Raw genomic sequence first — 22695 nt, 5'->3', positions numbered from 1 at the left:
CGCGTGGCCGCATAACTGAAATTGCGGCGGGACGTCAAGACTTCAGGCGAACGTTTGTAAAAACTTCGTTTAAGACAGGTGACGACGGGTACTTCTCGACGCGGTCGGAAAGGGCCAAAGCCGAGATAGGGAAGGCGACGGGTACTGCCGGGACGGTCGCAGCGATCTGAGCATTGATGGTCTGGTACTGGGAGTTGCGGTCAGCGCCGTCGGGCAGTCCCCGGGCCCGGTCGATCTTTGAGAACACCTGTGGATCGCTGTAGCCGAACTCGCCGTTGTTTTCGCCGAAGAGCGTGCCCACGAAGTTGTCCGGGTCCGAGTAGGCGCCATTCCAGCCGAGCAAATGGAGCGCATGGTCACCAGGGGACTGGACCTTCTGGAGGTAGCCGTCGTCCCAGTTCACGGGTACCGGCTTGATGTTCAGCCCGATCGCGGTGAGCTCCGCGCTGATCTCCGCGTAGATCTTCTCCGGAGTGGGAAGGTAGGCGCGCGTGACGTTGAGCGGGTAGTAGAACTTGAGTTCCTCGCCTTTGTAGCCGGACTTGGCGAGCAGTTGCTTGGCTTTGTCCGGGTCGTATCCCAGCGACGGCGCGTTGTTGTTGAAGCCGCTCAGTTTGGGGGGAACGAACTGGGTCGCCGGTGAGGTGTTGTCGATGAAGAACTTGTGGATGAGGGTGTCTTTGTCGATGGCCATCTCGATTGCCTGGCGCACCCCGAGATTCTGGAGCGGCGCCACGGACTCGTTCATGCCCAGGTACATCACGGAGAACGGATCCCGTTGCACGATTTGCATCCCCTTCTTGACCAGTTGGTCGAAGGTGCCGGCGGTAACAAGGTCGTATCCGTCGATGGTTCCTGCGAGCAGGGCCTGGAGCCGGGCCTGCGGGTAGTCGAACGGAATGAAGTTGACCGTGGCTATCTCTCCGCGGTCGCCCCAGTAGCCCTTGTAGCTGGTGAGTGTGATGCGGTTCTGGCTCCATGAGGAGAAAACGTAAGGGCCTGTGCCCACGGGGTGCGAGGCGTAGGCGGACGCCGGCTGACCGGACAGTTTCTTGTCCAGGACGTCGGCCTTGTCGTCTGCCATCGCTTTCGGTGATGACATCGCGAACGCCGGCAGCGTCAACGCCTGCAGGAAGCCGGTGAAGGGCTTGGCCAGGTTGATTTGCACGTGGTCCGCGGAGACAACCTTGCAGTTCTTGAAGAGCGAAAGCGAAGCGTCATCCGAGAAGGATTTGAACACGCTCTTGAAGGCGATGCCCGGTGCCTGCTGACGCACGGTCGCCGGGAAGTTGAACCAGCGGTTGAAGTTGCTGCAGACCGCGGCTGCGTCAAAGGCGGTTCCATCGTGGAAGGTGACTTTCGACCGCAACTTGAAGTCGTAGCTGAGTCCGTCATTCCCTTGCGACCAAGAGGTGGCCAGCAGGGGAGTTGGTTGGCCTGTGGACGCGTCGACTCCCACGAGGCCCTCCATCACTTGCCGGGTGACGCGATACGACTCGGAGTCGTTCACCACGGCCGGATCGAGCCCCAGCGGCATCGACGGGGTGCCAAAGTTGAAGGTCTTGCTCGGCTCTGCCGAAGCGCCGTCCGCGGCCGATGTCGACGGCGCCGGTCCAGGACTTACCGTGCACGAGGTCAAGGCCACGGCCAGAAGGCCTGCGCCGATTTGTAGCGTGACTCGGCGAAGCTTGCTGCTTACCACTCTTGTCCCCTCAAGGCAGTTGGACGGGCTGGGGCCCGCGGCAGCCGGACCGCAGTCCAGTCTAGTTCAGGGCCCTGAGTCCCGGCTGGAAACGGGAAGTGCCCCGGCCAAGGACCGGGGCACTTCCTGAATGTGCGCAAGGGGGGACTTGAACCCCCACGCCCGAAGGCACAGGAACCTAAATCCTGCGTGTCTGCCAATTTCACCACTCGCGCTGGTGTTGGTACCCGGACCGGGATCCAGGGATTCCCGCTCCGGTCACATACCGGCCTCCATTGTACCCGCGGTTTTGCGCCAGCTGTTCCAGCCTCGCCCCTACGGCCCCGAGCCCATATGGCCAGCTGGAGGCTACTTGTCGAGTTTGAGGTCCCTGCGGAGTTTGGCGACATGGCCGGTGGCCCGCACGTTGTACTGGGCCAGGGCCACCTTGCCGTCGGGGTCCACCACGATCGTCGAGCGGATCAGCCCTTGGTAGGTGCGCCCGTAGTTCTTCTTTTCGCCCCAAGCCGCATACGCGTCAGCCACATGGTGCCCTTCGTCGGACAGCAGGGGAAAGGTCAGTGATTCCTCGGACACGAACTTTTCCAGGTCCTTCACCGTGTCCGGAGAGATCCCAAGGACGTCGTAACCGGCAGCCTGGAGGGTTGCGAGGGAATCGCGGAAGTCGCAGGCTTGCTTGGCACATGCCGGCGTGGAAGCCGCAGGGTAGAAGTAGATGACTGTTTTGCGGCCGCGGTGCGAGGCCAGGCTGACCTCGCGACCCGTGTGGTCCTTGAGCGTGAAGTCCGGGGCAGTGTCGCCTGGAATGAGTCGTTCGGCCATGTTGAGCTCCTTGCTAGCGTTCGCGATCACTCAGCTTAGTGACGGGCCAGCCGCTTCACGAATCGAACCCGGTCCTGATCCGCGCGCAGCGGTCTATATACTGGCCCTTATGCCTGATATGGAACGGTGGCCCACCGGGCGCCTGCTCTCCACGGCCGCGCGACTCGTGGAGCATGCCTGGAACGAGAAACTGCGCGGTATGGACCTGACCCATGCCGGGGTCATTGTCATGGAAGTACTTGCCGCCAACGGACCGACCACGCAGTCGATGCTCGCACAGATCGTCCGGGTTCAGGCTCAGACAATGGGAAAGACGCTCACCAGGCTGGAGGCCCACGGCCACGTCAGCCGCGCGCGCAGCGTGTCCGACCGCCGGAGCCAAGTGGTCAGTTTGACCGAGGCGGGGGAGCACACCCTCGGGCTCGCCACGCAATTGGAACGCGAAGTGCTTGCACCTGTGCCCGTTGACACCGCCAAACTGCGGCGGGAGCTCCAGTCGCTGGTACGCGAACTGGCGAACAATCATTCCTCGGCAGTCGTAAACGACATTGTGGCCGCAGCGGATTCAGGCGCGGCGCCGGGCGAAGCCTCCAACTAAGCGTCCGCAGTCCGGTCCGTTGAAGCTGGTCCGGTAACGGCCGGCTCGCAGCGGGCCGGCGGAAAAGCAAAAAGATCCCTGGACGGCCATTCAGCCATCCAGGGATCTTCCCTTTGGTGCACCCCCCGGGACTTGAACCCGGAACCCATTGATTAAGAGTCAATTGCTCTGCCAATTGAGCTAGAGGTGCAATTGTTTGTTGCTCGCAACGCAAAGAAATAACCCTTGAGCGGCTGCTGCCGCTCAAGGGTCCTTCCCTTTGGTGCACCCCCCGGGACTTGAACCCGGAACCCATTGATTAAGAGTCAATTGCTCTGCCAATTGAGCTAGAGGTGCATTTGTCGATTTCGATCAACGGAAGGCTTTTCTTCCCTCGTTGATCTCCGCAACGACATGTAACTCTACACGACAGTTGCCGAAGTGTGAAATCGGCCCGAACCTCCTGCGCGTCACTAGCGGGGAGGCTTCAGGACCAGCGCAAAGTCAGGGTTTTGGTTGTTGCTAAGGACCCAAAGTGTGCCGTCCGGCGCAAGCGAAATGTCCCTGAGTCGGCCGTAGTCCGTCGTGAGGTATGCCACGGCCTTCCCCGCTGTTTCTCCGTTGAGCGGTACCGTCCACAAACGCTGCCCGCGCAGCGCGCACGTGAACGCCGTTCCGTTCACGATCTCCAGCCCGCTCGGCGAGGCATCCGCCGTCGACGGCCAGACCACTTTGGCGTCGATGTAGCCAGCGCGGCCGGGCGCCCCGGTCACTTCCGGCCAGCCGTAGTTGCCGCCCGCCTCGATGAGGTTGAGTTCGTCGTTGACGTCAGGGCCGAATTCGCTCGCCCACAGCCTGCCGGAGCTGTCCCAAGCGAGCCCTTGCACATTGCGGTGCCCGTAGCTGTAAACGGGGTTGCCAAACGGGTTGCCCGGCGCGGCTTTCCCCTCGGGGGTAAGCCGCAGGATCTTCCCGCCAAGCGCATTGCGGTCCTGCGCCCGCTCCGGGTGCTGCGCATCTCCGGTGCCGACATAGAGGAACCCGTCGGGGCCGAAGCGGATGCGGCCGCCGTTGTGGGTCGAGGCTTTGGGGATGCCTGAGAAGATGACTTCCGGTGTGCCGAGGCTCAGCCGCCCGTCCGCGGCCTGCTCCAGGCGGGTGCGCGAAATTCTGTTGTCCGATTCGGCGGTGAAATAGGCGTAAAGCAGGCGGTCGCTGGCGAACTTGGGGGAGAGCGCGAGTCCCAGCAGCCCGCCTTCGCCGCCGGGCACGACGCCGGGAAACTCGCCCACCGTCGTGGACCGGTCGTTCCGGACCGATTTGATCAGCTTGGTGTCGCGTTCGGAGATGATGGCAGTTCCGTCGCCGAGGAACACGATTGACCACGGGAGTGTCAGATTCAGGTCAAGCTTCCGAAGCAGCTCCGGTCCGTTGCCTTGGGTGGGCCCCGGCCCGGGAGCACTCCCTGTGCAGGCGGCTAGCAGCAAAGCCACGAGGAAGGCCGCCGCCATCAGAGTCCGGGCAAGCGCAAGGCGGGACCGGAAAACGCTCCCCGATCCCGCCTTTGCGTGGTTCATTTCTTGTCCTGGTTGCAGGGCCGCTCGCCGCCGCGGATCCTCAGGTCCTTGGGGCCCTCAGCGGCGGTTCCTGCGAGGCGGACGGAAACCGGCTGCCTCGGCGTGGGCGCTCGAAATAAACCAGACCTCGGCCTTGACCTCGTCGTAGGACGGGCTGTCTTCATCGTGGTAGGTCATGGTGTCCGCGTTGCCCTTGACTGTATAGCCGTTGGGGCCGCTCCCGTCAGCGCCGGCCGCAGCCGAGCCTTCACCGTACGGCTGCTCAGCGGCAAGATGCCCGCCCAGCGGCGGCGCGCCGGTGGAATCCTCGGCCTGCGTGGTCGACTCAACAGCCGCCGGAGCCGCGTCGGGAGCTTCGGCGCCGTCTTCTTGCATTTCCGCGGCAGGGCCGACTGCCTCCGCGGCGGCGGATTCCGCACCGGGAAGCGTCGGTGCATGGGCGTCCGTGTATTCGCGGTGGTGGGTCGGAGCGGGGGGTACGGGTGCGCCGCCTTCGCTCCAGGTAGCTTCCCACTCGGCGCTGTCGGCCAACTGTTCGCGGGTTGCCGGTTCCGTAGTCGACGAGGCCGGAACGCCGGCAACCGCGGCAACGGAGGGTCCGGCGTCGGCGGCCGTCACGTCGTCGGCCGTCACGCCCCCTTCAAGTTCGGGCTCGGCAGCAATCGGCCCGGTGGCCTCGGAAAGTGCATCCGCGGAAACCGCGGCCTCCGAGACCGCGTCCTCGGACAGCACGGGTTCCGAGAGCGTGGGCTCCTCGAACATGGGCTCCTCCGGCGAGGTTCCCGCCGCGGGGGACCCTTCCGGGGCGGCCATTCCGGTGTCGAGGGGAGGGGAAAGCCGCTCCCAATCGTCGACGTCGACGCCCCCCGCTTCAGGTTCCGCTTCCGGCTCCGGCTCCGGCTCGGCTTCGGGTGCGGCCGCCGGCGACCCGGCCAAGTCATGATCGGCGGTCGCAGTTGCGGCGACCAAAGGGGCGGAGCCTGTCAGGGCGGCGGCTGTGACGTCCATTTGTGGAGAGGAAGCGGTCGGTGACGGCGAGGCCGGGGCCATGGCGCCCGGGGAAGACTTCGCTCTATTGCGGCTCAGGAGCCACCAGACAATCGCGACGATCAACACGATGACGATGACCGTGATCAACCATTCCATGGGAGGAGCCCTTCTGTCTGTTCGATTGGCGCATGTCTGTTCGAGTGGCGCAGTGGTCGTGATTTGACGTTACGTCCGTGTCACGGGGCTGTCTAGGTTAGTCAATCGATTCGCGGCCATCAGTGCTCCCGTAGTCCTGTCGGGTGGAACTGCGGTCGGCAATGAGATTGATGTCTCACATATTGAGACAACTGTCCAGTATTTGAATGAAATATTGAATGAAATAGCGCGAAATTCGCCTTAACCCTCCAAACATGTTCGTTGGCCACAGCCCAAGAGTCATAGACTCGTGCCCATGAGTGACCACACCCCAATTGCGACAGACAACCAGCCGGACATCAAGCCACGCAGCCGGGTCGTAACGGACGGCATCCATGCCGCCCCCGCGCGAGGCATGTTCCGGGCCGTAGGCATGGGCGATGACGACTTCGCCAAGCCCCAAATCGGCGTCGCGAGCTCGTGGAACGAAATTACCCCCTGCAACCTTTCGCTGAACCGACTTGCCCAGGGTGCCAAGGAGGGCGTTCACTCCGGCGGTGGCTTCCCCATGCAGTTCGGCACCATTTCCGTTTCGGACGGTATTTCCATGGGCCACGAGGGCATGCACTTCTCCCTTGTCTCGCGTGAAGTCATTGCCGACTCCGTTGAAACGGTCATGCAGGCCGAGCGCATCGACGGCTCCGTGTTGCTGGCCGGTTGCGACAAGTCCCTCCCGGGCATGCTCATGGCAGCCGCCCGCCTGGACCTCGCCAGCGTCTTCCTTTACGCCGGCTCCATCATGCCGGGCTGGGTCAAGCTCGAGGACGGCTCGGAGAAGGAAGTCACCCTCATTGACGCCTTCGAAGCCGTTGGCGCATGCGCTGCCGGTAAGATGAGCAGGGGCGACCTGGACCGCATCGAACGCGCGATCTGTCCCGGTGAAGGCGCCTGTGGCGGTATGTACACGGCCAACACCATGGCGTGCATCGGCGAAGCCCTCGGCATGTCCCTTCCGGGCTCGGCTGCCCCGCCCTCGGCAGACCGCCGTCGTGATGACTTTGCCCGCAAGTCCGGCGAGGCAGTGGTCAACCTGCTGCGCCTCGGCATCACCGCGCGGGACATCATGACCAAGAAGGCGTTCGAGAACGCCATCGCCGTCACCATGGCGTTCGGCGGTTCCACCAACGCCGTCCTGCACCTGCTCGCGATCGCCCGGGAAGCCGAGGTCGAGCTGACCCTGGACGACTTCAACCGCATCGGCGACAAGATTCCGCACCTGGGCGACCTCAAGCCCTTCGGCCGCTACGTCATGACCGACGTCGACAAGATCGGCGGCGTGCCGGTCATCATGAAGGCGCTGCTCGACGCCGGCCTGCTGCACGGCGACTGCCTGACGGTCACGGGCAAGACCCTTGCCGAGAACCTGGCCTCCATCAACCCGCCGGACCTCGACGGAAAGATCCTGCGCGCGCTGGACAACCCGATCCACAAGACCGGCGGCATCACCATCCTGCACGGTTCGATGGCGCCGGAAGGTGCCGTCGTGAAGAGCGCCGGCTTCGATGCCGATGTCTTCGAAGGAACCGCCCGCGTGTTCGAGCGCGAGCAGGGCGCTCTCGACGCTTTGGACAAGGGCGAGATCAAGGCCGGGGACGTCGTCGTGATCCGTTACGAAGGACCCAAGGGTGGCCCGGGCATGCGTGAGATGCTCGCCATCACCGGCGCCATCAAGGGCGCGGGCCTCGGCAAGGACGTTCTCCTGCTGACCGACGGCCGCTTCTCGGGCGGAACCACGGGTCTCTGCATCGGGCACGTTGCGCCTGAAGCCGTCGACGGCGGACCCATCGCCTTCGTCAAGGACGGCGACAAGATCCGCGTGGACATCGCCGCCCGTTCGTTCGACCTCCTGGTGGACGAAGCCGAACTCGAGTCCCGCAAGGTCGGCTGGGAGCCCCTCCCGGCCAAGTTCACCAAGGGCGTCCTCGCGAAGTACGCCAAGCTGGTGCACAGCGCCTCCACCGGCGCCTATTGCGGCTAGTTCCGGGTTCCGGCCCAACTGACTCGCAGTTGTTGTCGTTTTGACGCCTCATAACGACAACAACTGCTAGTCAGTTGGGTGGCCGGGGAATGACCAGCCTGTGGACAATGCGGTCCACATAGTGAGATGGCATCTTTATCGTTTGACACCCATCTCACTAAGAGGGAACACTGAACGCATGATCGCATTCGTTACTGTCGGCGCCACCGTGGGCACTGTCGTACTTACCAAGCGCGTGGCCTCCTAGCCCGACTGGTAACGAACCGTCACGCGCAACCCCTCGAAGAGCCGCAAGGCTGAGGGGTTTTTTTATTTCCCGCAGGGGACGGCGCATTGAGCAAGAACCCGCATGAACGCAGTACCCAAGCAGTAACTTTCACTAATTGAAGATCCCCAAAGGAAGAGTCCGATGAGCAAAGGATCGCCGATCAGCCCCTCGCTGATGGCTGCAAAGTCCGCTGGAGCCCCCAAGGCTCCGGAAAAGGTCGACCGTACGGCTGACGCCGTCGTCGACAATGCTGCAACTCTCTCTCCTGTACTCGGGCCGAACAACGTTGTACCCCCAACGGTGATGACCGGCTCGGAAGCTATTGTCCGCTCGCTCGAAGAACTCGGCGTGGACGATATTTTTGGTTTGCCCGGTGGCGCGATCCTCCCCACCTATGACCCTTTGATGGCCTCCAAGATGAATCACGTCCTGGTCCGTCACGAACAGGGAGCCGGCCACGCAGCGCAAGGCTACGCCATGGTTACCGGACGGGTTGGCGTCTGCATCGCCACCTCGGGCCCCGGTGCCACCAACCTCGTTACCGCCATCATGGATGCCCATATGGACTCCGTGCCCCTCGTTGCGATTACCGGCCAGGTATCGGCTTCTGTCATTGGCACTGATGCCTTCCAGGAAGCAGACATCGTCGGCATCACCATGCCGATCACCAAGCATTCCTTCCTGGTGACGGATCCCAACGACATTCCGCATGTCATGGCCGAGGCTTTCTACCTTGCGAGCACCGGGCGTCCCGGTCCCGTATTGGTGGACATCGCCAAGAACGCCCAGCAGGGCACCATGACCTTCTCCTGGCCGCCCAAGATCGATTTGCCGGGCTATCGTCCGGTGGTCCGCGGTCACAACAAGCAGGTGCGCGAGGCTGCCCGGCTGATCGCGGCGGCAAGCAAGCCCGTCCTGTATGTCGGCGGCGGTGTGGTCAAGGCCCACGCGTCGGCCGAACTGCGTGAGCTCGCCGAACTCACCGGCGCTCCGGTGGTGACCACACTCATGGCCCGTGGCGCGTTCCCGGATTCCCACCCCCAGCACGTCGGCATGCCCGGCATGCACGGCACGGTTTCCGCGGTTACCGCGCTGCAGCAGTCTGATTTGTTGATCACCCTTGGTGCGCGCTTCGATGACCGGGTGACGGGTGTCCTCAGCACCTTCGCTCCGCACGCAAAGATCATCCACGCGGACATTGACCCTGCGGAGATCTCCAAGAACCGCACGGCCGACGTTCCGATCGTGGGCTCTGTCAAGGAGATCATTCCGGAACTGAGCGAGGCTGTCCGCAACGCTTTCGAGCAATCCGGCACCCCGGACCTCGACGGTTGGTGGGCGTTCCTCAACAACCTCCGTGATACCTACCCTCTGGGTTGGACCGAGCCGGACGACGGACTCAGTGCCCCCCAACGGGTCATCGAACGCATTGGTGCGCTCACGGGCCCGGAAGGCATCTACGTTGCAGGCGTTGGCCAGCACCAGATGTGGGCCGCACAGTTCATCAAGTACGAGCGACCCCACGCCTGGCTGAACTCCGGCGGTGCCGGCACCATGGGCTATGCCGTGCCGGCAGCCATGGGCGCCAAGGTCGGCGAACCCGACCGCGTGGTCTGGGCGATCGACGGCGACGGCTGCTTCCAGATGACCAACCAGGAACTGGCCACCTGCGCCATCAACAAGATCCCCATCAAGGTTGCCATCATCAACAACTCCTCGCTGGGCATGGTGCGCCAGTGGCAGACCCTCTTCTATGAAGGCCGCTACTCCAACACCGACCTGAACACCGGCCACGACACCGTCCGTATCCCGGACTTCGTCAAGCTGGCAGACGCCTACGGCTGCGCAGCCTTCCGCTGCGAGCGGGACGAGGATATCGACGCGACCATCCAGAAGGCCCTGGAAATCAATGACCGTCCCGTGGTCATCGACTTCGTGGTCAGCCCGAACTCCATGGTGTGGCCGATGGTCCCCTCCGGAGTCTCGAATGACCAGATCCAGGTTGCCCGCAACATGACCCCGGAATGGGAAGAGGAGGACTAGCCATGAGCCGCCACACATTGTCCGTTCTGGTCGAAGACAAGCCCGGCGTGCTGACCCGCGTGGCCAGCCTCTTCGCCCGGCGGGCCTTCAACATCAACTCCCTGGCCGTCGGCCCCACCGAGGTCTCCGGGATTTCCCGGATGACCGTCGTCGTCGACGCCGATGGCGACCTCATCGAGCAGGTCACCAAGCAGCTCAACAAACTGATCAACGTGATCAAGATTGTCGAGCTGACTCCAGAATCTTCCGTGCAGCGTGACCACATCCTGGTCAAGGTACGTGCGGATGCCGCGACACGCCTGCAGGTCACCCAAGCTGCAGACTTGTTCCGTGCCTCAGTGGTTGACGTTTCCACAGACTCGGTGGTCATTGAGGCAACCGGTACCCCGGAAAAGCTCGCGGCGCTGCTTTCAGTGCTCGAGCCGTTCGGCATCCGCGAAATAGTGCAGTCCGGCACCTTGGCCGTTGGGCGGGGATCCCGCTCCATGAGTGACAGGGCGTTGCGCAGCGCCTAGGCACTGTCCTAGGTACTGCGTAGCAGCCCGATACCGAACCACAGACAATATCTACAAAACCACTCAAGAGGAGTTACGCAAGTGACTGAAATGTTCTACGACGACGACGCAGACCTGTCGATCATCCAGGGTCGCAAGGTTGCCATTGTCGGCTATGGTTCCCAGGGCCACGCCCACGCGCTGAACCTGCGCGACTCGGGCGTCGAGGTTGTCATCGCGCTCAAGGAAGGCTCGAAGTCGATCGCCAAGGCCGAGGACGCGGGGTTCACGGTCAAGAACGTTGCCGACGCCGCCGAATGGGCCGACGTCATCATGATCCTGGCGCCGGACCAGCACCAGCGTGCGATCTACAACGACTCCATCAAGGACAAGCTGACCGCCGGCAAGGCCCTTGCCTTCGCCCACGGCTTCAACATCCGCTTCGGCTACATCGAGGCGCCCGAGGGCGTCGACGTCATCCTGATCGCTCCGAAAGCTCCCGGACACACCGTGCGCCGCGAATTCGAAGCCGGCCGCGGTATTCCGGACATCATCGCCGTCGAGCAGGACGCATCCGGTTCGGCTTGGGAACTGGCCAAGTCCTACGCGAAGGCAATCGGGGGCACCCGCGCCGGCGTCATCAAGACCACCTTCACCGAAGAGACCGAAACCGACCTCTTCGGCGAGCAGGCTGTCCTGTGCGGCGGCGTCTCCCAGCTGATCCAGTACGGCTTCGAGACCCTGACCGAAGCCGGCTACCAGCCGCAGATCGCCTACTTCGAGGTTCTTCACGAGCTCAAGCTCATCGTTGACCTCATGTGGGAGGGCGGCATCGCCAAGCAGCGCTGGAGCGTTTCCGACACCGCAGAGTACGGCGACTACGTCTCCGGCCCGCGCGTCATCGACCCCCGGGTCAAGGAAAACATGGCCGGCGTCCTCGCCGACATCCAGTCCGGTGCCTTCGCCAAGCGTTTCATCGATGACCAGGACAACGGCGCCGTCGAGTTCAAGGAACTGCGGGCCAAGGCAGAGCAGCACCCCATCGAGGGTGTCGGCCGCGAGCTGCGTTCCCTGTTCTCCTGGCAGCAGCAGGACGAGGACTACGTCGAAGGCTCCGCAGCCCGCTAGTCAAGGCACCCGTTGAAGCCGCGGCAGGAGCCGTAGCAATTCAACACAGAACGCCGTTCGGGATAGGCTCGAAAAGAAGCCGCCCGGCATGGAGGCCGGACCCGGTATACCGGGTCCGGCCTTCGTCGTCAAAGAATCGTTTCACCAAAACCCCACCTGAAAAAGAGAGCTAAAGAGGTCACCGGTGACTAGCACCAAGCCAGTAGTACTCCTCGCTGAGGAACTTTCGCCCGCCACGATCGAGGCCCTTGGTCCGGACTTCGAGATCCGCCAAACCGACGGCGCGGACCGCTCCCAGCTGCTCTCCGCAATCGTCGACGTCGACGCCATCCTCGTGCGTTCAGCCACCCAGGTGGACGCCGAGGCAATTGCCGCAGCCAAGAACCTCAAGATCATCGCGCGTGCCGGTGTCGGCCTCGACAACGTGGACATCAAGGCCGCCACCCAGGCCGGCGTCATGGTGGTCAACGCCCCGACGTCGAACATTGTGTCCGCTGCCGAGCTGACGGTCGGCCACATCCTCAGCCTCGCCCGCCACATCCCGCAGGCCAGCTCCGCCTTGAAGGGCGGCGAGTGGAAGCGCTCCAAGTACACCGGCATCGAACTCTTCGAGAAGAAGATCGGCATCATCGGCCTCGGACGCATCGGAGCGCTCGTGGCTGCCCGGCTGCAAGGCTTCGAGACCGAGATCCTCGCCTATGACCCCTACATCACCTCGGCACGCGCGGCCCAGCTCGGCGTCAAGCTCGTCACCCTGGACGAGCTGCTCGAGAAGTCGGACTTCATCACTATCCACATGCCCAAAACCCCGGAAACCGTGGGCATGCTGGGCGCCGACGCCTTCAAGAAGATGAAGGAAACGGCCTACGTTGTCAATGTCGCCCGTGGTGGCCTGATCGACGAAGAGGCCCTCCACGAGGCTTTGGAAGACGGCCAGATCGCCGGCGCCGGCATTGACGTTTTCGTCAAGGAGCCGAGCACCGACCTTCCCTTCTTCGGCATGGACAACGTCATCGTGACGCCCCACTTGGGTGCCTCCACGGACGAAGCCCAGGAAAAGGCCGGCGTCTCCGTGGCGAAGTCCGTGCGCCTCGCCCTCGCCGGTGAACTCGTGCCGGATGCGGTCAACGTTGCCGGTGGAGTGATCGCTTCCGACGTCCGCCCCGGAATCCCGCTGATCGAAAAGCTCGGCCGGATCTTCACGGCCCTGACCCACGCATCCCTGACGCAGATCGACGTCGAGGTCGCGGGCGAAATCGCGAGCCTGGACGTGAAGGTCCTCGAACTGGCGGCACTCAAGGGCGTGTTCGCCGACGTCGTGACCGAGCAAGTGTCCTACGTCAACGCGCCCGTCATCGCCGAGCAGCGCGGCATCAACACCCGCCTGATCACGACGCCGGAAGCCGAGGACTACCGCAACGTCCTGACCATCCGCGGGGCACTCAGTGACGGCTCACAGATTTCCGTGGCCGGCACGCTCACCGGACCCAAGCAGGTCCAGAAGCTCGTGGGCGTCAACGGCTACGACGTCGAAATCCCGATCAGCGAACACTTGGTGGTTGTTTCCTACGCGGACCGTCCCGGTGTCATCGGCACCATCGGCCACATCCTGGGCATGAACAACATCAATATCGGTGGCATGCAGGTGGCACGCCAAAGCGAAGGCGGCCAGGTCTTGGCGCTGCTGACGATCGACACTTCGGTGCCGCAGCAGGTCCTCGAAGCAATCAAGGCCGGCATCGGCGCCGACATGGTTCGCGAGGTGGATCTGGAGGACTAGCATCCTCACCGTTTGAGCTAGAAAAGTGTGCCGCACTTCACATCGGACACATATCATTGGCCGGTCTGCCTACAATGGCTTGGTCCGAAATTCGGAACCGGCGGCAGGCCGGCCAATAACTTTTGCACGCACCCGGTGGATTCCTCTTGCCTCGGCATGGTTCCAGGGACAGCAGTGTGCACACCCGCAATCCAGGACTCAGGGAGCCCTATGAACGCCGTCCAGAGGTTCATCAGAAGCCGTGTGCTTCTTTTGACCGCGGCCATTTTGATCGTCGCCATGTGTTTGTCCGTATTCATCCAGAGCCAGTCGCAGGCCGCGCTGAACCGGACAGTGGATGAGAACTCACGCGGCCTGTACGACATCCTGGTCCAGGCCAAGTCCGCGAATACCAAGGACGGCGGGGCACTCCTCCAGCCGGACATCGCGAACGGCCAGGGCGGTATCAGCTTCCCGCAACTCGAGAAGATCCGCGGCCTGAGCGGTGCGTCGGTCGCGGCGCCCATCAGCCTCGTGTCCCGTGTGACGCAGAACCTGGAAACTCCGCGGCTTGATGCCATGGATTACCTTGGCTACAACGCAGGGCTGGCTGGCGGAGCCACCGCGGGAGATCCGACCGGAACGGACTCCAAGAGCTGGCCCGCGCCGGAGTCCGTCCTCCCCGCGCAGCCCAAGAAGTACCGGCTCACCGCCACTGCCGTGAGCTCCGACGGAGTGTCCCAGCAAACCCTCTTCCAGACCAGTGCTGAAGGCACGCTCGGCAAGGGGCAGGTCGTGGAGCAGCAGACTGCCGGAGGCAAGAGCATCCGCATCGCCGGCCCTGCGGGGGAGACCGGCATCAAGTTCCCTGCTCCTGCCGGTGGCTCGGAACACAACCTCTTCAACCTTTCTGTGGCGCTGCCCATGGCTCCACAGGTCACCGAGTCTGTCGTCGCCGTCGATCCGACAGCTGAACGCGCCCTCCTGGGCTCGGCCGGAGACTTCCTCGCACCGCTGCAAAAGGCACCGCCGGCCGACACCCGCAACGCGGGTGCCATCGGCCGCTACTTCGAACAGCTCTTCGCCAAGAGCCCCACGCAGCAGGAACTCGAACAGGGCCCGGATTTCATGGGCGTCAAGCTCAAATACTGGGCGCCCCTCATGACCCAGTACCAGCAGGCAAAACTGTCCGGCCAGATCACGGATGCCTCGCAGGCCATTCCTTTGATCGTCCGGCAGGGAACCTCCCTGGATCTGAAGTACTCGGTCAAAATCCAGGAAATCGATGATTCGGGCAAGGTCGTCAATGACGTCGGCACTGTCTCGCGTTCCTTGGACAAGGACTACCTGCCGTTCGTGTCAAAGTCGCCGTTCGCCCTGTCATGGCCCGGGTCCACCGACCACAGCCAGTTGCTCGGAAACATGGGCAACTTCAGCCAAGGCCTTTACCAGCCGGCCCAGTGGAGCACGGACTTCGCAGCCGCACCCAAGTACAAGGACGGCGAAACCTCTGCGAATGGAGCTGTCGCCAAATCCGCCACACCGGGGGACTGGGTTACTGTCAACAAGCTGCCCGAGAAGTCGGCCTTCGGCGCGATCGTGGACCAGAGCCAGCGCAAGCCTGTCGACGAACGCTCGTACCGGGAGAACCTGGCAACGGGATCTAAGCCCGCTACCCCGCTGCCGATGGTCTACGGGACGTTTGATCCTGCCTCGATCCAGAAGGCGGCCGGCGACGTCAACAAGCTGCCCTTGGGTGGCTACGACCCGGCCCCGATGACGCTCCAAAAGGACGCTTCGGGCAATGACACCGCCGCCAAGGGCCTCAAGCCCTCGCTGAGCGACACTGGCCTCGTCAGCCAGTCCGCCGGTGCCATTACCGACTACTACGGCCTTGCCGCAGCCCGCGGTTACGATTCCAACGCCAACGTGATCGATGCCGTCCGGGTCCGCGCCAGCGCACCGGGCAACTGGAAGCAGGCCCAACCGGAGGTCGACAAGCTCGCAGCCCAGATCCGCGACATGGGTCTACAAGCCACAGTGGTGGCCGGCTCCGCGCGTGAAGACGCCAACATCTTCGTCCCGGGATACTCCAAGGACGACGCCGGCAAGGAATCCGCGCTGGGCACCGTCCAGCAGTCGTGGGTCCGCCAGGATGCCGCAAACGCCGTTTCCGGTTCCCTGACGGGCACCAACATCACCCTGCTCTTCCTTGCGTTGTGCGGGGCCACTCTCCTGACCGGCGCTTCCACCGTCAGCTATATCCGCCAGCGACGCAGCGAGGCGGGGATCCTCCGCGCCATGGGCTGGACCCAAAGGAAGATCCGCAGTTGGGTCCTTGAGGAGTTCGGCATCGGTGCCGCGATTGTTGCCGTGGCAGGTATTGCGCTGAGCCTCCTGAGCTGGAACCTGGCGACGGTCATTGTTTCCGGTTCGGTGCTGTTCATTTACTGCGCTGCGGCCTTCATCGCGGCCCAGCAATTGCGGCACCGGGACGTCGTTGACCAGGAACCCCAACACGATGAACGCCTGATCCCGGTGGATTCGCCGCTCACGTTCGCGTACCGCCAACTGGTCACCCACCGTTTCAGTTCAGTGGCGCTGGCCGTAGCCGTGGGCGTCTTCGGAGCGGCCGTCGGTGCCCTGATCGCCTTGCTCATTGACATCCCGCGCGCAGCCGGAGCCAGCGCCCTCAGCGGGCTCGCCTCCGCCACCATCGCGTTGCCGAGCGTCATCCTGGCAGTCAGCGGAGTGCTCGTGGGCCTCGTACTGACCCTGGTCACCGGTCGCTTCGAACTCCAGGCCAGGCGCGAACAGCTCGGCACTCTCCGGGCCATGGGCTGGAACCCCGACATGCTGGGGCAGGTCCGGTTCTTCGAAAATGCCCTGGTCGGAGCCTTGGCCCTGATCCTGGGCGTCGTGGGAGCGCTGGGCCTGGGCCTGCTGCTCGCTCCTTATGCCGCACTTTGGGCCGCTTTGGCCGGAGTGGTGGCCGTAATTTGCTGGATTCCCATTGCAACGAAAGTGGTCAAATGACTGACAACCTCGAACCCGATCTGACCGCGACCACGGAATCCACCGACGAGTCGTTCCAGACCCGCGCCAACACCATCGTGCGGGCCGCGGACCACGGCATGCCCCTGCAGTTGAGCAACATCACCATCCGCTACGGCGGTGACAAGGGCGGCGCGGAGCCGGTCACCGTAGTCGAGGACTTCAACCTGACCCTGCACGCCGGTGAGATGCACTGCGTCGCCGGGCGAAGCGGCTCAGGCAAGACCAGCATCCTGACGGTGGGAGCGGGACTCACGCTTCCGACGTCGGGCCGTGTCCTCTGGGAGGGCGATTCCCTGGAGAAGATGGGCGATGACGAAATCGCCGACCGCCGCCGCGCCCTGATCGGGTACGTGGACCAGGGTGGCGCTTTGATCGACGGCATGAGCGCTTTGGAGAATGTGTTGTTGCCGGCCGTTCCCGACGGCGAAGTGGAGCAGCGCACCGAAATGGCGAAGGACCTGCTGGACCTGGTGGGGCTGGGCCGGCGTATGCGCCACCGTCCGGCGCAGCTGTCCGGCGGTGAGCGCCAGCGTGTCGCGATCGCCCGGGCACTGATCCTCGGCACCCGTGTCCTGGTGGTGGACGAGCCAACGGCCAGCCTGGACCGCACTTCGGCAAACCGCATCATCAGCATCCTGAAGGACACCACCAGCGACGGCATTGCCGTGCTGGTGGCGTCGCACGACCACGAGCTTGTCAGGCTCAGCGATACGCTGACTGAATTGAACTAGTAGCCGATGCTTCCGGACCGGCCGTCACATGCGGCCGGTCCGGTCTTTCCATCTCCAAGAGAAGGTAACTTCGTAGAGTGACGTCTCCAGATAAACCCCCGTTCTACATCACCACCGCCATTACATACCCGAACGGCGAGCCGCATATCGGGCATGCCTACGAGTACATCGCCACCGACGCGATGGCCCGGTTCAAGCGCCTCGATGGCTACGACGTGATGTTCCTGACCGGTACGGACGAGCACGGCATGAAGATTGCCCAGGCGGCGGAGAAGGAAGGCATCTCGCCCAAGGAACTCGTGGACCGGAATGCCGAAATCTACAAGGCCGCCCATGCTGCCTTGGGCATCTCCTACGACCGGTTCATCCGCACCACGGACGCCGACCACTACGCCGCATCCCAGGCCATCTGGAAGAAGATGGAAGCCAAAGGGGACATTTACCTGTCCAAGTACGAGGGCTGGTATTCGGTCCGCGACGAGGCTTACTACACTGAGGACGAAACCGTACTGAAGGACGACGGCGTCCGCTACTCGCGCGGTACCGACACCGAGGTGACGTGGACCGCGGAGGAGAGCTACTTCTTCCGCTTGTCCGCCTACCAGGACAGGTTGCTGGCGTTGTACGAGGGGCAACCGGAATTCGGCGCTCCCCAGTACCGCTTCAACGAGGTCATCAGCTTCGTCAAGCAGGGCCTTCAGGACTTGTCCATCAGCCGCACGACTTTCGACTGGGGCGTCCCGGTGCCGGGGAACGACAAACACGTCATGTACGTGTGGGTCGATGCCCTGACCAATTATCTGACGGGGGTCGGTTACCCGGACGCCGAATCGGACACATTCCGCAAGTTCTGGCCCGCGGACGTCCACGTCATTGGCAAGGACATCTCACGGTTCCATGCGATCTTCTGGCCCGCCTTCCTGATGAGCGCAGGCCTGGAACTACCGAAGCGCGTCATGATCCATGGCTTCCTGACCAACAATGGCGTCAAGATGTCCAAGTCCCTCGGCAACGTGGTGGCCCCCAAGGACTTCGTGGAGCAGTACGGCCTGGACCAGGTGCGCTTCTTCTTCCTCCGCGAAGTGCCTTTCGGTGCCGACGGCAGCTACAACCACGAGGCGATCGTGGGCCGCATGAACGCGGACCTCGCCAACAACTTCGGCAACCTGGCACAGCGTTCGCTGTCCATGGTGGCGAAGAACTGCGAAGGCAAGGTTCCGGTTCCGGGCGATTTCTCGGCCGAGGACACCGCGCTGCTGGCCCAGGCCGGCGGACTGTTGGACGTGGCCCGTGCCGCTTTCGAGAAACAGGAATTCAGCCGTGCCCTCGAGGCAATCTGGGCGGTGCTGGGTGACACCAACGCGTACTTCGCCGAGCAGGCCCCGTGGGTGCTGCGCAAGACCGACGTCGAGCGCATGAACACCGTCCTGTACGTCACCCTGGAGGTTGTCCGCATCGTGGCGATCCTCGCCCAGCCGGTGATGCCGACGTCGGCGGCCAAGCTGCTTGAGGTCCTGGGACAGCCGGAAGGGGAGGCCCGCCAGTTCGCGGCCATCGCGACGCCGATCGTCCCCGGCACGGAACTCCCGGCCCCGGCCCCGGTCTTCCCGCGTTATGAGGAGCCGGCCGAGTCCTAGACGCCCGCTCACTTACGCTGGCTTTTGGGCGGACGCCCGCTCACTTTCGCTGCGCGTGACACCCCTTCACCCCACCGGGTGAGGGGGTGTTCCTATTCCTGGTCGCATCACCGGTCGATGTCCTGCCTCGTTGCTGGAGCCGGGGCAGTTCGTAGTCCTGGATGTCGGAACAACCGCGCTGAGCGTGGCGAGGGCAATCGCCGGTGATTTTCGTGGCACGGTGGCGACCAATTCGCTGCGTGTAGCCATCGAACTTTCGAACCATCCGGACGTGGTGGTCCACGTGGCCGGGGCCGGCTCCGAGAAGCAGCGGCCCGGAAAGTCATCATTCAAACTCCGCCGTTTCGTATGTCTTGGCAGACTCATCGAAATTCGGACGGGTAGCACGTCATCGAGTCGCCGGGCTCGGGGCTCATCACCGAGTCCGAACCTCTCGACACCTCCGTGCCGCGTCACGCCGAGCAGGCTTTTGGCGGCCCCAACGGACTGCGAGCCCGGGATTCCGGGGTTCGGAGCAGTGTGGGCGCCAAAAAGGTGCCTGACGTGACGCGGTGCCACGTGCTACTGCAGGATGTCGCCGAAGATTTCACCGCGGAGGGCGAGGCCCTGCGGCGGATGCGGCAGGTCGCTGGAATTCCAAGTGGTGCCAGTGCGCCGGCGAGTGGTGATCCGCCGGGCGCAGGTAGTGGCCGGGACAAGGCGCGCTGTTTCCTGCCGGTAAACGCGTACCCGCCACTCGCGTTAATCAGTCGACGGAAACCTAGCCTGAAAGCAAGCGAACTGATGACACTTTCTGGGGAGTAACTGTCAAGATTCATCTCGCTTGGTGAGGTCTCATGTACTTGTCTTTCCTGGGTCTCGAAGACGGTTACTCCGCAAAGTTTGGTCAGCTCGAACCTGATGTGGTTGGAGGGACCGAAATGAAACGAACTATTGCGACTCTGGGGGTCGTGGGCCTGGGATTGTTGGGTGCCACGGTGTCGGCGAATGCTGCTCCCTCAGACAAGATCACTATCTGCCACGCCACGCATTCGGCGTCGAACCCGTATGTAGAAGTGACCATCAGCTTGTCGGCGCTGTCCAAGCATGTCCTTGACACCAACGACATCGTTCCTGCGAACTCGGGTGACTTCATGCCTCACGGGCAAAACCTCACCACGGAAAACGTCGCCATCCTTAACGCCGGCTGCCTGGTGGTCAAGCCGCCGGTGGATCCGGTGGTCAGCCCGCCGGTGACGACGAGTCCGCCGGTGGATCCGGTGGTCAGCCCGCCGGTGACGACGAGTCCGCCGGTGGATCCGGTGGTCAGCCCGCCGGTGACGACGAGTCCGCCGGTGGATCCGGTGGTCAACCCGCCGGTGACGACGAGTCCGCCGTCGAGTCCGCCGGTGGATCCGGTGGTCAACCCGCCGGTGACGACGAGTCCGCCGTCGAGTCCGGCCGGTCCTGTGGAGCAGCTGGAGCCAGTGGTGCCACCGGCCGTCACGCCTATGGTTCCACCCGTCGTCGCGCCGCCAGCTCCGGTGGCAGCGCCCGCTCCCGCCGCCACCCCCGCAGCGGGCGGAACTCCGGCCGGTGCCGCAGCCGCGCCGGACGCCCCCATCACCAACGTGGGCTACAACGTCCAGACGGCCGTTGGCGGGAAGACGGAAGCGGGTATCCCCGGGTGGCTTGTCGGCTTGACTGGCCTCTTTAGTCCAGTGGCCGCGTTTGCAGCCGTGAGGATCGGTGTGCGGGCCAGAGGGGCCCACCGCTAGGCAAACCACGGTGGGTGCCGCCATGCGAGGGCGGCACCCATCCACCTACTTCTCCGTCTTCGGGAGTGATCATGGCAAGTCACCGTTACGCCCGGCAGCCTCGCGCAACCGGCATCCGTGGCTTGCTGACCAGGTCCAAAGATCTTCTCCTGTTGGCGATTTGCGTCGGGGGGCTGCTTGCGTCCTGGCTGGTCTACGGTGCATCCGGCTCAGCGAATCCAGCCGCGTCCGACGCAGGGCAGTCGGCGCTTTCGTCGCCAGCCGCTGCGGACAAGCCCGCGGTGAACCGCGCGGCAGTCGGCGCTCCTGCCACTGCGTCGGGAACGCCCCTCCCTGTGGCGTCGGCCCCATTGCACATTACCTACCCGGCGGTTGGCCTGGATGTGGTGGTTCACCCGCTGCGACCGGACCCCGCTCGCGGGCAGAGCATTGAGCCGCCGGAAACGATGGATGGATATTGGCTCAGTCCGTTCGGAACCCCCGGAGCGGGCTCGACGAATACCACCTACGTGATCGGGCACAGTTGGGAAGGCCTCGACGCGCCGTTCAACCATCTCAGCTATGCGGCAGCCCCTGGGGATGAACTCAAAGTCGTCACGGCAACGGGAACGATGACATACAAAGTCGAATCCGTCACGACCTACACAAAATCGACTTTGAAAGACAGTACGGTCTGGACAGCGGTGCCCAACCGCCTGGTTCTGATCAGTTGCTACACGCAGGATCTCTGGGGCAAGAACGTCGCAGTGGTCGCTTCACCTGTTCCAGGACGGTAGCTTCTCGCGGCGGCGCTCCGCATCGCCCCCCGAATTCATCGACTTTCGAACGCTCAAATGGTGAGACGATTTTGACCAACATGTGGATGCGTTGGCAGTCTGAAAACATGAGCGCAACGCAACCCGCCGCAACGATCAACCTGGCTGTCATTCCCGGCGACGGCATTGGCCCCGAAGTTATTGCCGAAGCCCTCAAGGTCCTGGAAAAAGTTGTCGCCGAAGAGGGCGTCACCTTGGAACAGACCGAATACAAGCTCGGAGCCCAGCACTGGCTTGAAACCGGCGAAACGCTCCCGGATGAGGTCCTGGCCGATCTGCGCACCCGCGATGCCATCCTCTTCGGCGCTGTCGGTGCGGCCCCGGGGGACACCCGCATTCCTTCCGGGATCATTGAACGCGAGATGCTGCTGAAGCTCCGCTTCAGCCTGGACCACTTTGTGAACCTGCGCCCCTCGCGGCTCTATGGCACGGTGGGCAGCCCGCTGGCCAACCCCGGCAACATCGATTTCATCGTGGTCCGCGAAGGCACCGAAGGTCCGTACGTCGGCAACGGCGGCACGCTTCGCGGCGGGACCCCCCATGAGGTTGCCACCGAAGTGTCGCTCAACACGGCCCACGGCGTCGAGCGCGTCGTCCGGGACGCCTTCCGCCGCGCCAGCGAGCGTCCCCGCAAGCACGTCACCCTCGTCCACAAGCACAACGTCCTGGTCTTCGCAGGCCACTTGTGGAAGCGCACCGTCGAGGCCGTGGCCAAGGAATTCCCCGAGGTCACCCACGACTACCTGCACATCGACGCGGCGACGATCTTCATGGTGACCGACCCCTCCCGCTTCGACGTGATCGTCACTGACAACCTCTTCGGAGACATCATCACAGACCTTGCAGCGGCCATCACCGGCGGCATCGGTCTGGCAGCCTCGGGCAACATCAACATGGACCGCACCGCGCCCTCCATGTTCGAACCCGTCCACGGCTCCGCCCCGGACATCGCCGGACAGCAAAAAGCGGATCCGACCGCCGCCATCCTGTCCGCGGCCTTGTTGCTGGACCACCTCGGCTACACGACCGCCGCCCGCAGGATCGAGGCCGCCGTCGTCGCTGACATCGAAAGCCGCAATGGCGGGAGCCGCAGTACCGCGGCCATCGGCGACGCCATCGCGGCCGCTCTTTAGGGCCTGTACTGGCACTTTAGGGTCTGTACCCG

Annotated in this window: 17 protein-coding genes and 3 tRNA genes; 13 read left to right on the top strand and 7 right to left on the bottom strand. The window is 63.6% G+C overall.

Annotated features, from left to right (window positions below; genetic code table 11):
• Window positions 1-34: 34 nt before the first annotated feature.
• The 3 genes from LFT47_RS13770 to bcp form a co-directional block, all read right to left on the bottom strand.
• Window positions 35-1702: an ABC transporter substrate-binding protein gene (locus tag LFT47_RS13770; RefSeq protein ID WP_236811625.1), complete on the bottom strand. Its 1668-nt coding sequence runs from the start codon at window positions 1700-1702 to the stop codon at window positions 35-37.
• A 133-nt stretch (window positions 1703-1835) separates the two neighbouring features.
• Window positions 1836-1917: transfer RNA gene (locus LFT47_RS13765), tRNA-Leu, on the bottom strand.
• 133 nt (window positions 1918-2050) lie between these two features.
• On the bottom strand, window positions 2051-2524 hold the full coding sequence (gene bcp, locus LFT47_RS13760) for a thioredoxin-dependent thiol peroxidase (protein WP_236811623.1): 474 nt from the start codon (window positions 2522-2524) through the stop codon (window positions 2051-2053).
• Between the two features lie 109 nt (window positions 2525-2633).
• Here bcp and LFT47_RS13755 point away from each other — a divergent pair, with 109 nt between their 5' ends.
• Entirely contained in the window at window positions 2634-3122 is a 489-nt protein-coding gene (locus LFT47_RS13755) for a MarR family winged helix-turn-helix transcriptional regulator (RefSeq protein WP_236811621.1), read from the top strand.
• Window positions 3123-3236: 114 nt separating this feature from the next.
• Here the strand turns inward: LFT47_RS13755 and LFT47_RS13750 are convergent.
• From LFT47_RS13750 to LFT47_RS13735, 4 genes are all read right to left on the bottom strand, one after another.
• Window positions 3237-3312, bottom strand: a tRNA-Lys gene (locus tag LFT47_RS13750).
• 70 nt (window positions 3313-3382) lie between these two features.
• A tRNA-Lys gene (locus tag LFT47_RS13745) sits at window positions 3383-3458 on the bottom strand.
• Window positions 3459-3574: 116 nt separating this feature from the next.
• Window positions 3575-4678 carry a PQQ-dependent sugar dehydrogenase gene (locus tag LFT47_RS13740; protein WP_236811619.1) on the bottom strand — a complete coding sequence of 368 codons (1104 nt, stop codon included), beginning with the start codon at window positions 4676-4678 and terminating at the stop codon, window positions 3575-3577.
• Between the two features lie 57 nt (window positions 4679-4735).
• Window positions 4736-5824, bottom strand: a complete 1089-nt coding sequence (locus LFT47_RS13735) for a sunset domain-containing protein (RefSeq protein WP_236811617.1) — start codon at window positions 5822-5824, stop codon at window positions 4736-4738.
• Between the two features lie 295 nt (window positions 5825-6119).
• On the opposite strand from LFT47_RS13735, the gene ilvD reads away from it, so the two are divergent.
• From ilvD to LFT47_RS13680, 12 genes are all read left to right on the top strand, one after another.
• The gene (ilvD, locus tag LFT47_RS13730; RefSeq protein ID WP_236811614.1) at window positions 6120-7841 is read left to right on the top strand and encodes a dihydroxy-acid dehydratase; all 1722 of its coding nucleotides are present in this window, start codon (window positions 6120-6122) and stop codon (window positions 7839-7841) included.
• Window positions 7842-8250: 409 nt separating this feature from the next.
• Window positions 8251-10152: an acetolactate synthase large subunit gene (locus LFT47_RS13725; RefSeq protein ID WP_236811608.1), complete on the top strand. Its 1902-nt coding sequence runs from the start codon at window positions 8251-8253 to the stop codon at window positions 10150-10152.
• Window positions 10153-10154: 2 nt separating this feature from the next.
• Window positions 10155-10667: an acetolactate synthase small subunit gene (ilvN, locus tag LFT47_RS13720; RefSeq protein ID WP_236811607.1), complete on the top strand. Its 513-nt coding sequence runs from the start codon at window positions 10155-10157 to the stop codon at window positions 10665-10667.
• 81 nt (window positions 10668-10748) lie between these two features.
• Complete coding sequence (gene ilvC / locus LFT47_RS13715; RefSeq protein WP_078108575.1) at window positions 10749-11774, top strand: ketol-acid reductoisomerase; 1026 nt, start codon at window positions 10749-10751, stop codon at window positions 11772-11774.
• Window positions 11775-11958: 184 nt separating this feature from the next.
• Window positions 11959-13554: a phosphoglycerate dehydrogenase gene (gene serA / locus LFT47_RS13710; RefSeq protein ID WP_236811602.1), complete on the top strand. Its 1596-nt coding sequence runs from the start codon at window positions 11959-11961 to the stop codon at window positions 13552-13554.
• Between the two features lie 210 nt (window positions 13555-13764).
• A complete protein-coding gene (locus LFT47_RS13705) occupies window positions 13765-16569 on the top strand; it encodes an ABC transporter permease (RefSeq protein ID WP_236811600.1) in 2805 nt (934 codons plus the stop codon).
• Entirely contained in the window at window positions 16566-17321 is a 756-nt protein-coding gene (locus LFT47_RS13700) for an ABC transporter ATP-binding protein (RefSeq protein WP_078108578.1), read from the top strand. The genes LFT47_RS13705 and LFT47_RS13700 overlap by 4 nt, the downstream gene beginning before the upstream one ends.
• Before the next feature lie 77 nt (window positions 17322-17398).
• On the top strand, window positions 17399-18958 hold the full coding sequence (gene metG / locus LFT47_RS13695; RefSeq protein ID WP_236811598.1) for a methionine--tRNA ligase: 1560 nt from the start codon (window positions 17399-17401) through the stop codon (window positions 18956-18958).
• A gap of 130 nt (window positions 18959-19088) precedes the next feature.
• Window positions 19089-19505 carry a hypothetical protein gene (locus tag LFT47_RS21525; RefSeq protein WP_442863396.1) on the top strand — a complete coding sequence of 139 codons (417 nt, stop codon included), beginning with the start codon at window positions 19089-19091 and terminating at the stop codon, window positions 19503-19505.
• A 373-nt stretch (window positions 19506-19878) separates the two neighbouring features.
• Window positions 19879-20715: a hypothetical protein gene (locus LFT47_RS13690; protein ID WP_236811596.1), complete on the top strand. Its 837-nt coding sequence runs from the start codon at window positions 19879-19881 to the stop codon at window positions 20713-20715.
• A 71-nt stretch (window positions 20716-20786) separates the two neighbouring features.
• Window positions 20787-21491, top strand: a complete 705-nt coding sequence (locus LFT47_RS13685) for a class F sortase (RefSeq protein WP_236811594.1) — start codon at window positions 20787-20789, stop codon at window positions 21489-21491.
• A gap of 107 nt (window positions 21492-21598) precedes the next feature.
• Entirely contained in the window at window positions 21599-22663 is a 1065-nt protein-coding gene (locus LFT47_RS13680) for a 3-isopropylmalate dehydrogenase (protein ID WP_442863395.1), read from the top strand.
• The last annotated feature ends 32 nt before the right edge of the window (window positions 22664-22695 follow it).

The sequence above is a fragment of the Arthrobacter sp. FW306-2-2C-D06B genome (assembly GCF_021789175.1).
GTDB lineage: Bacteria > Actinomycetota > Actinomycetes > Actinomycetales > Micrococcaceae > Arthrobacter.
Note: the sequence above shows the minus strand (reverse complement) of the source record. Positions and strands in the feature narration are given on the sequence as shown.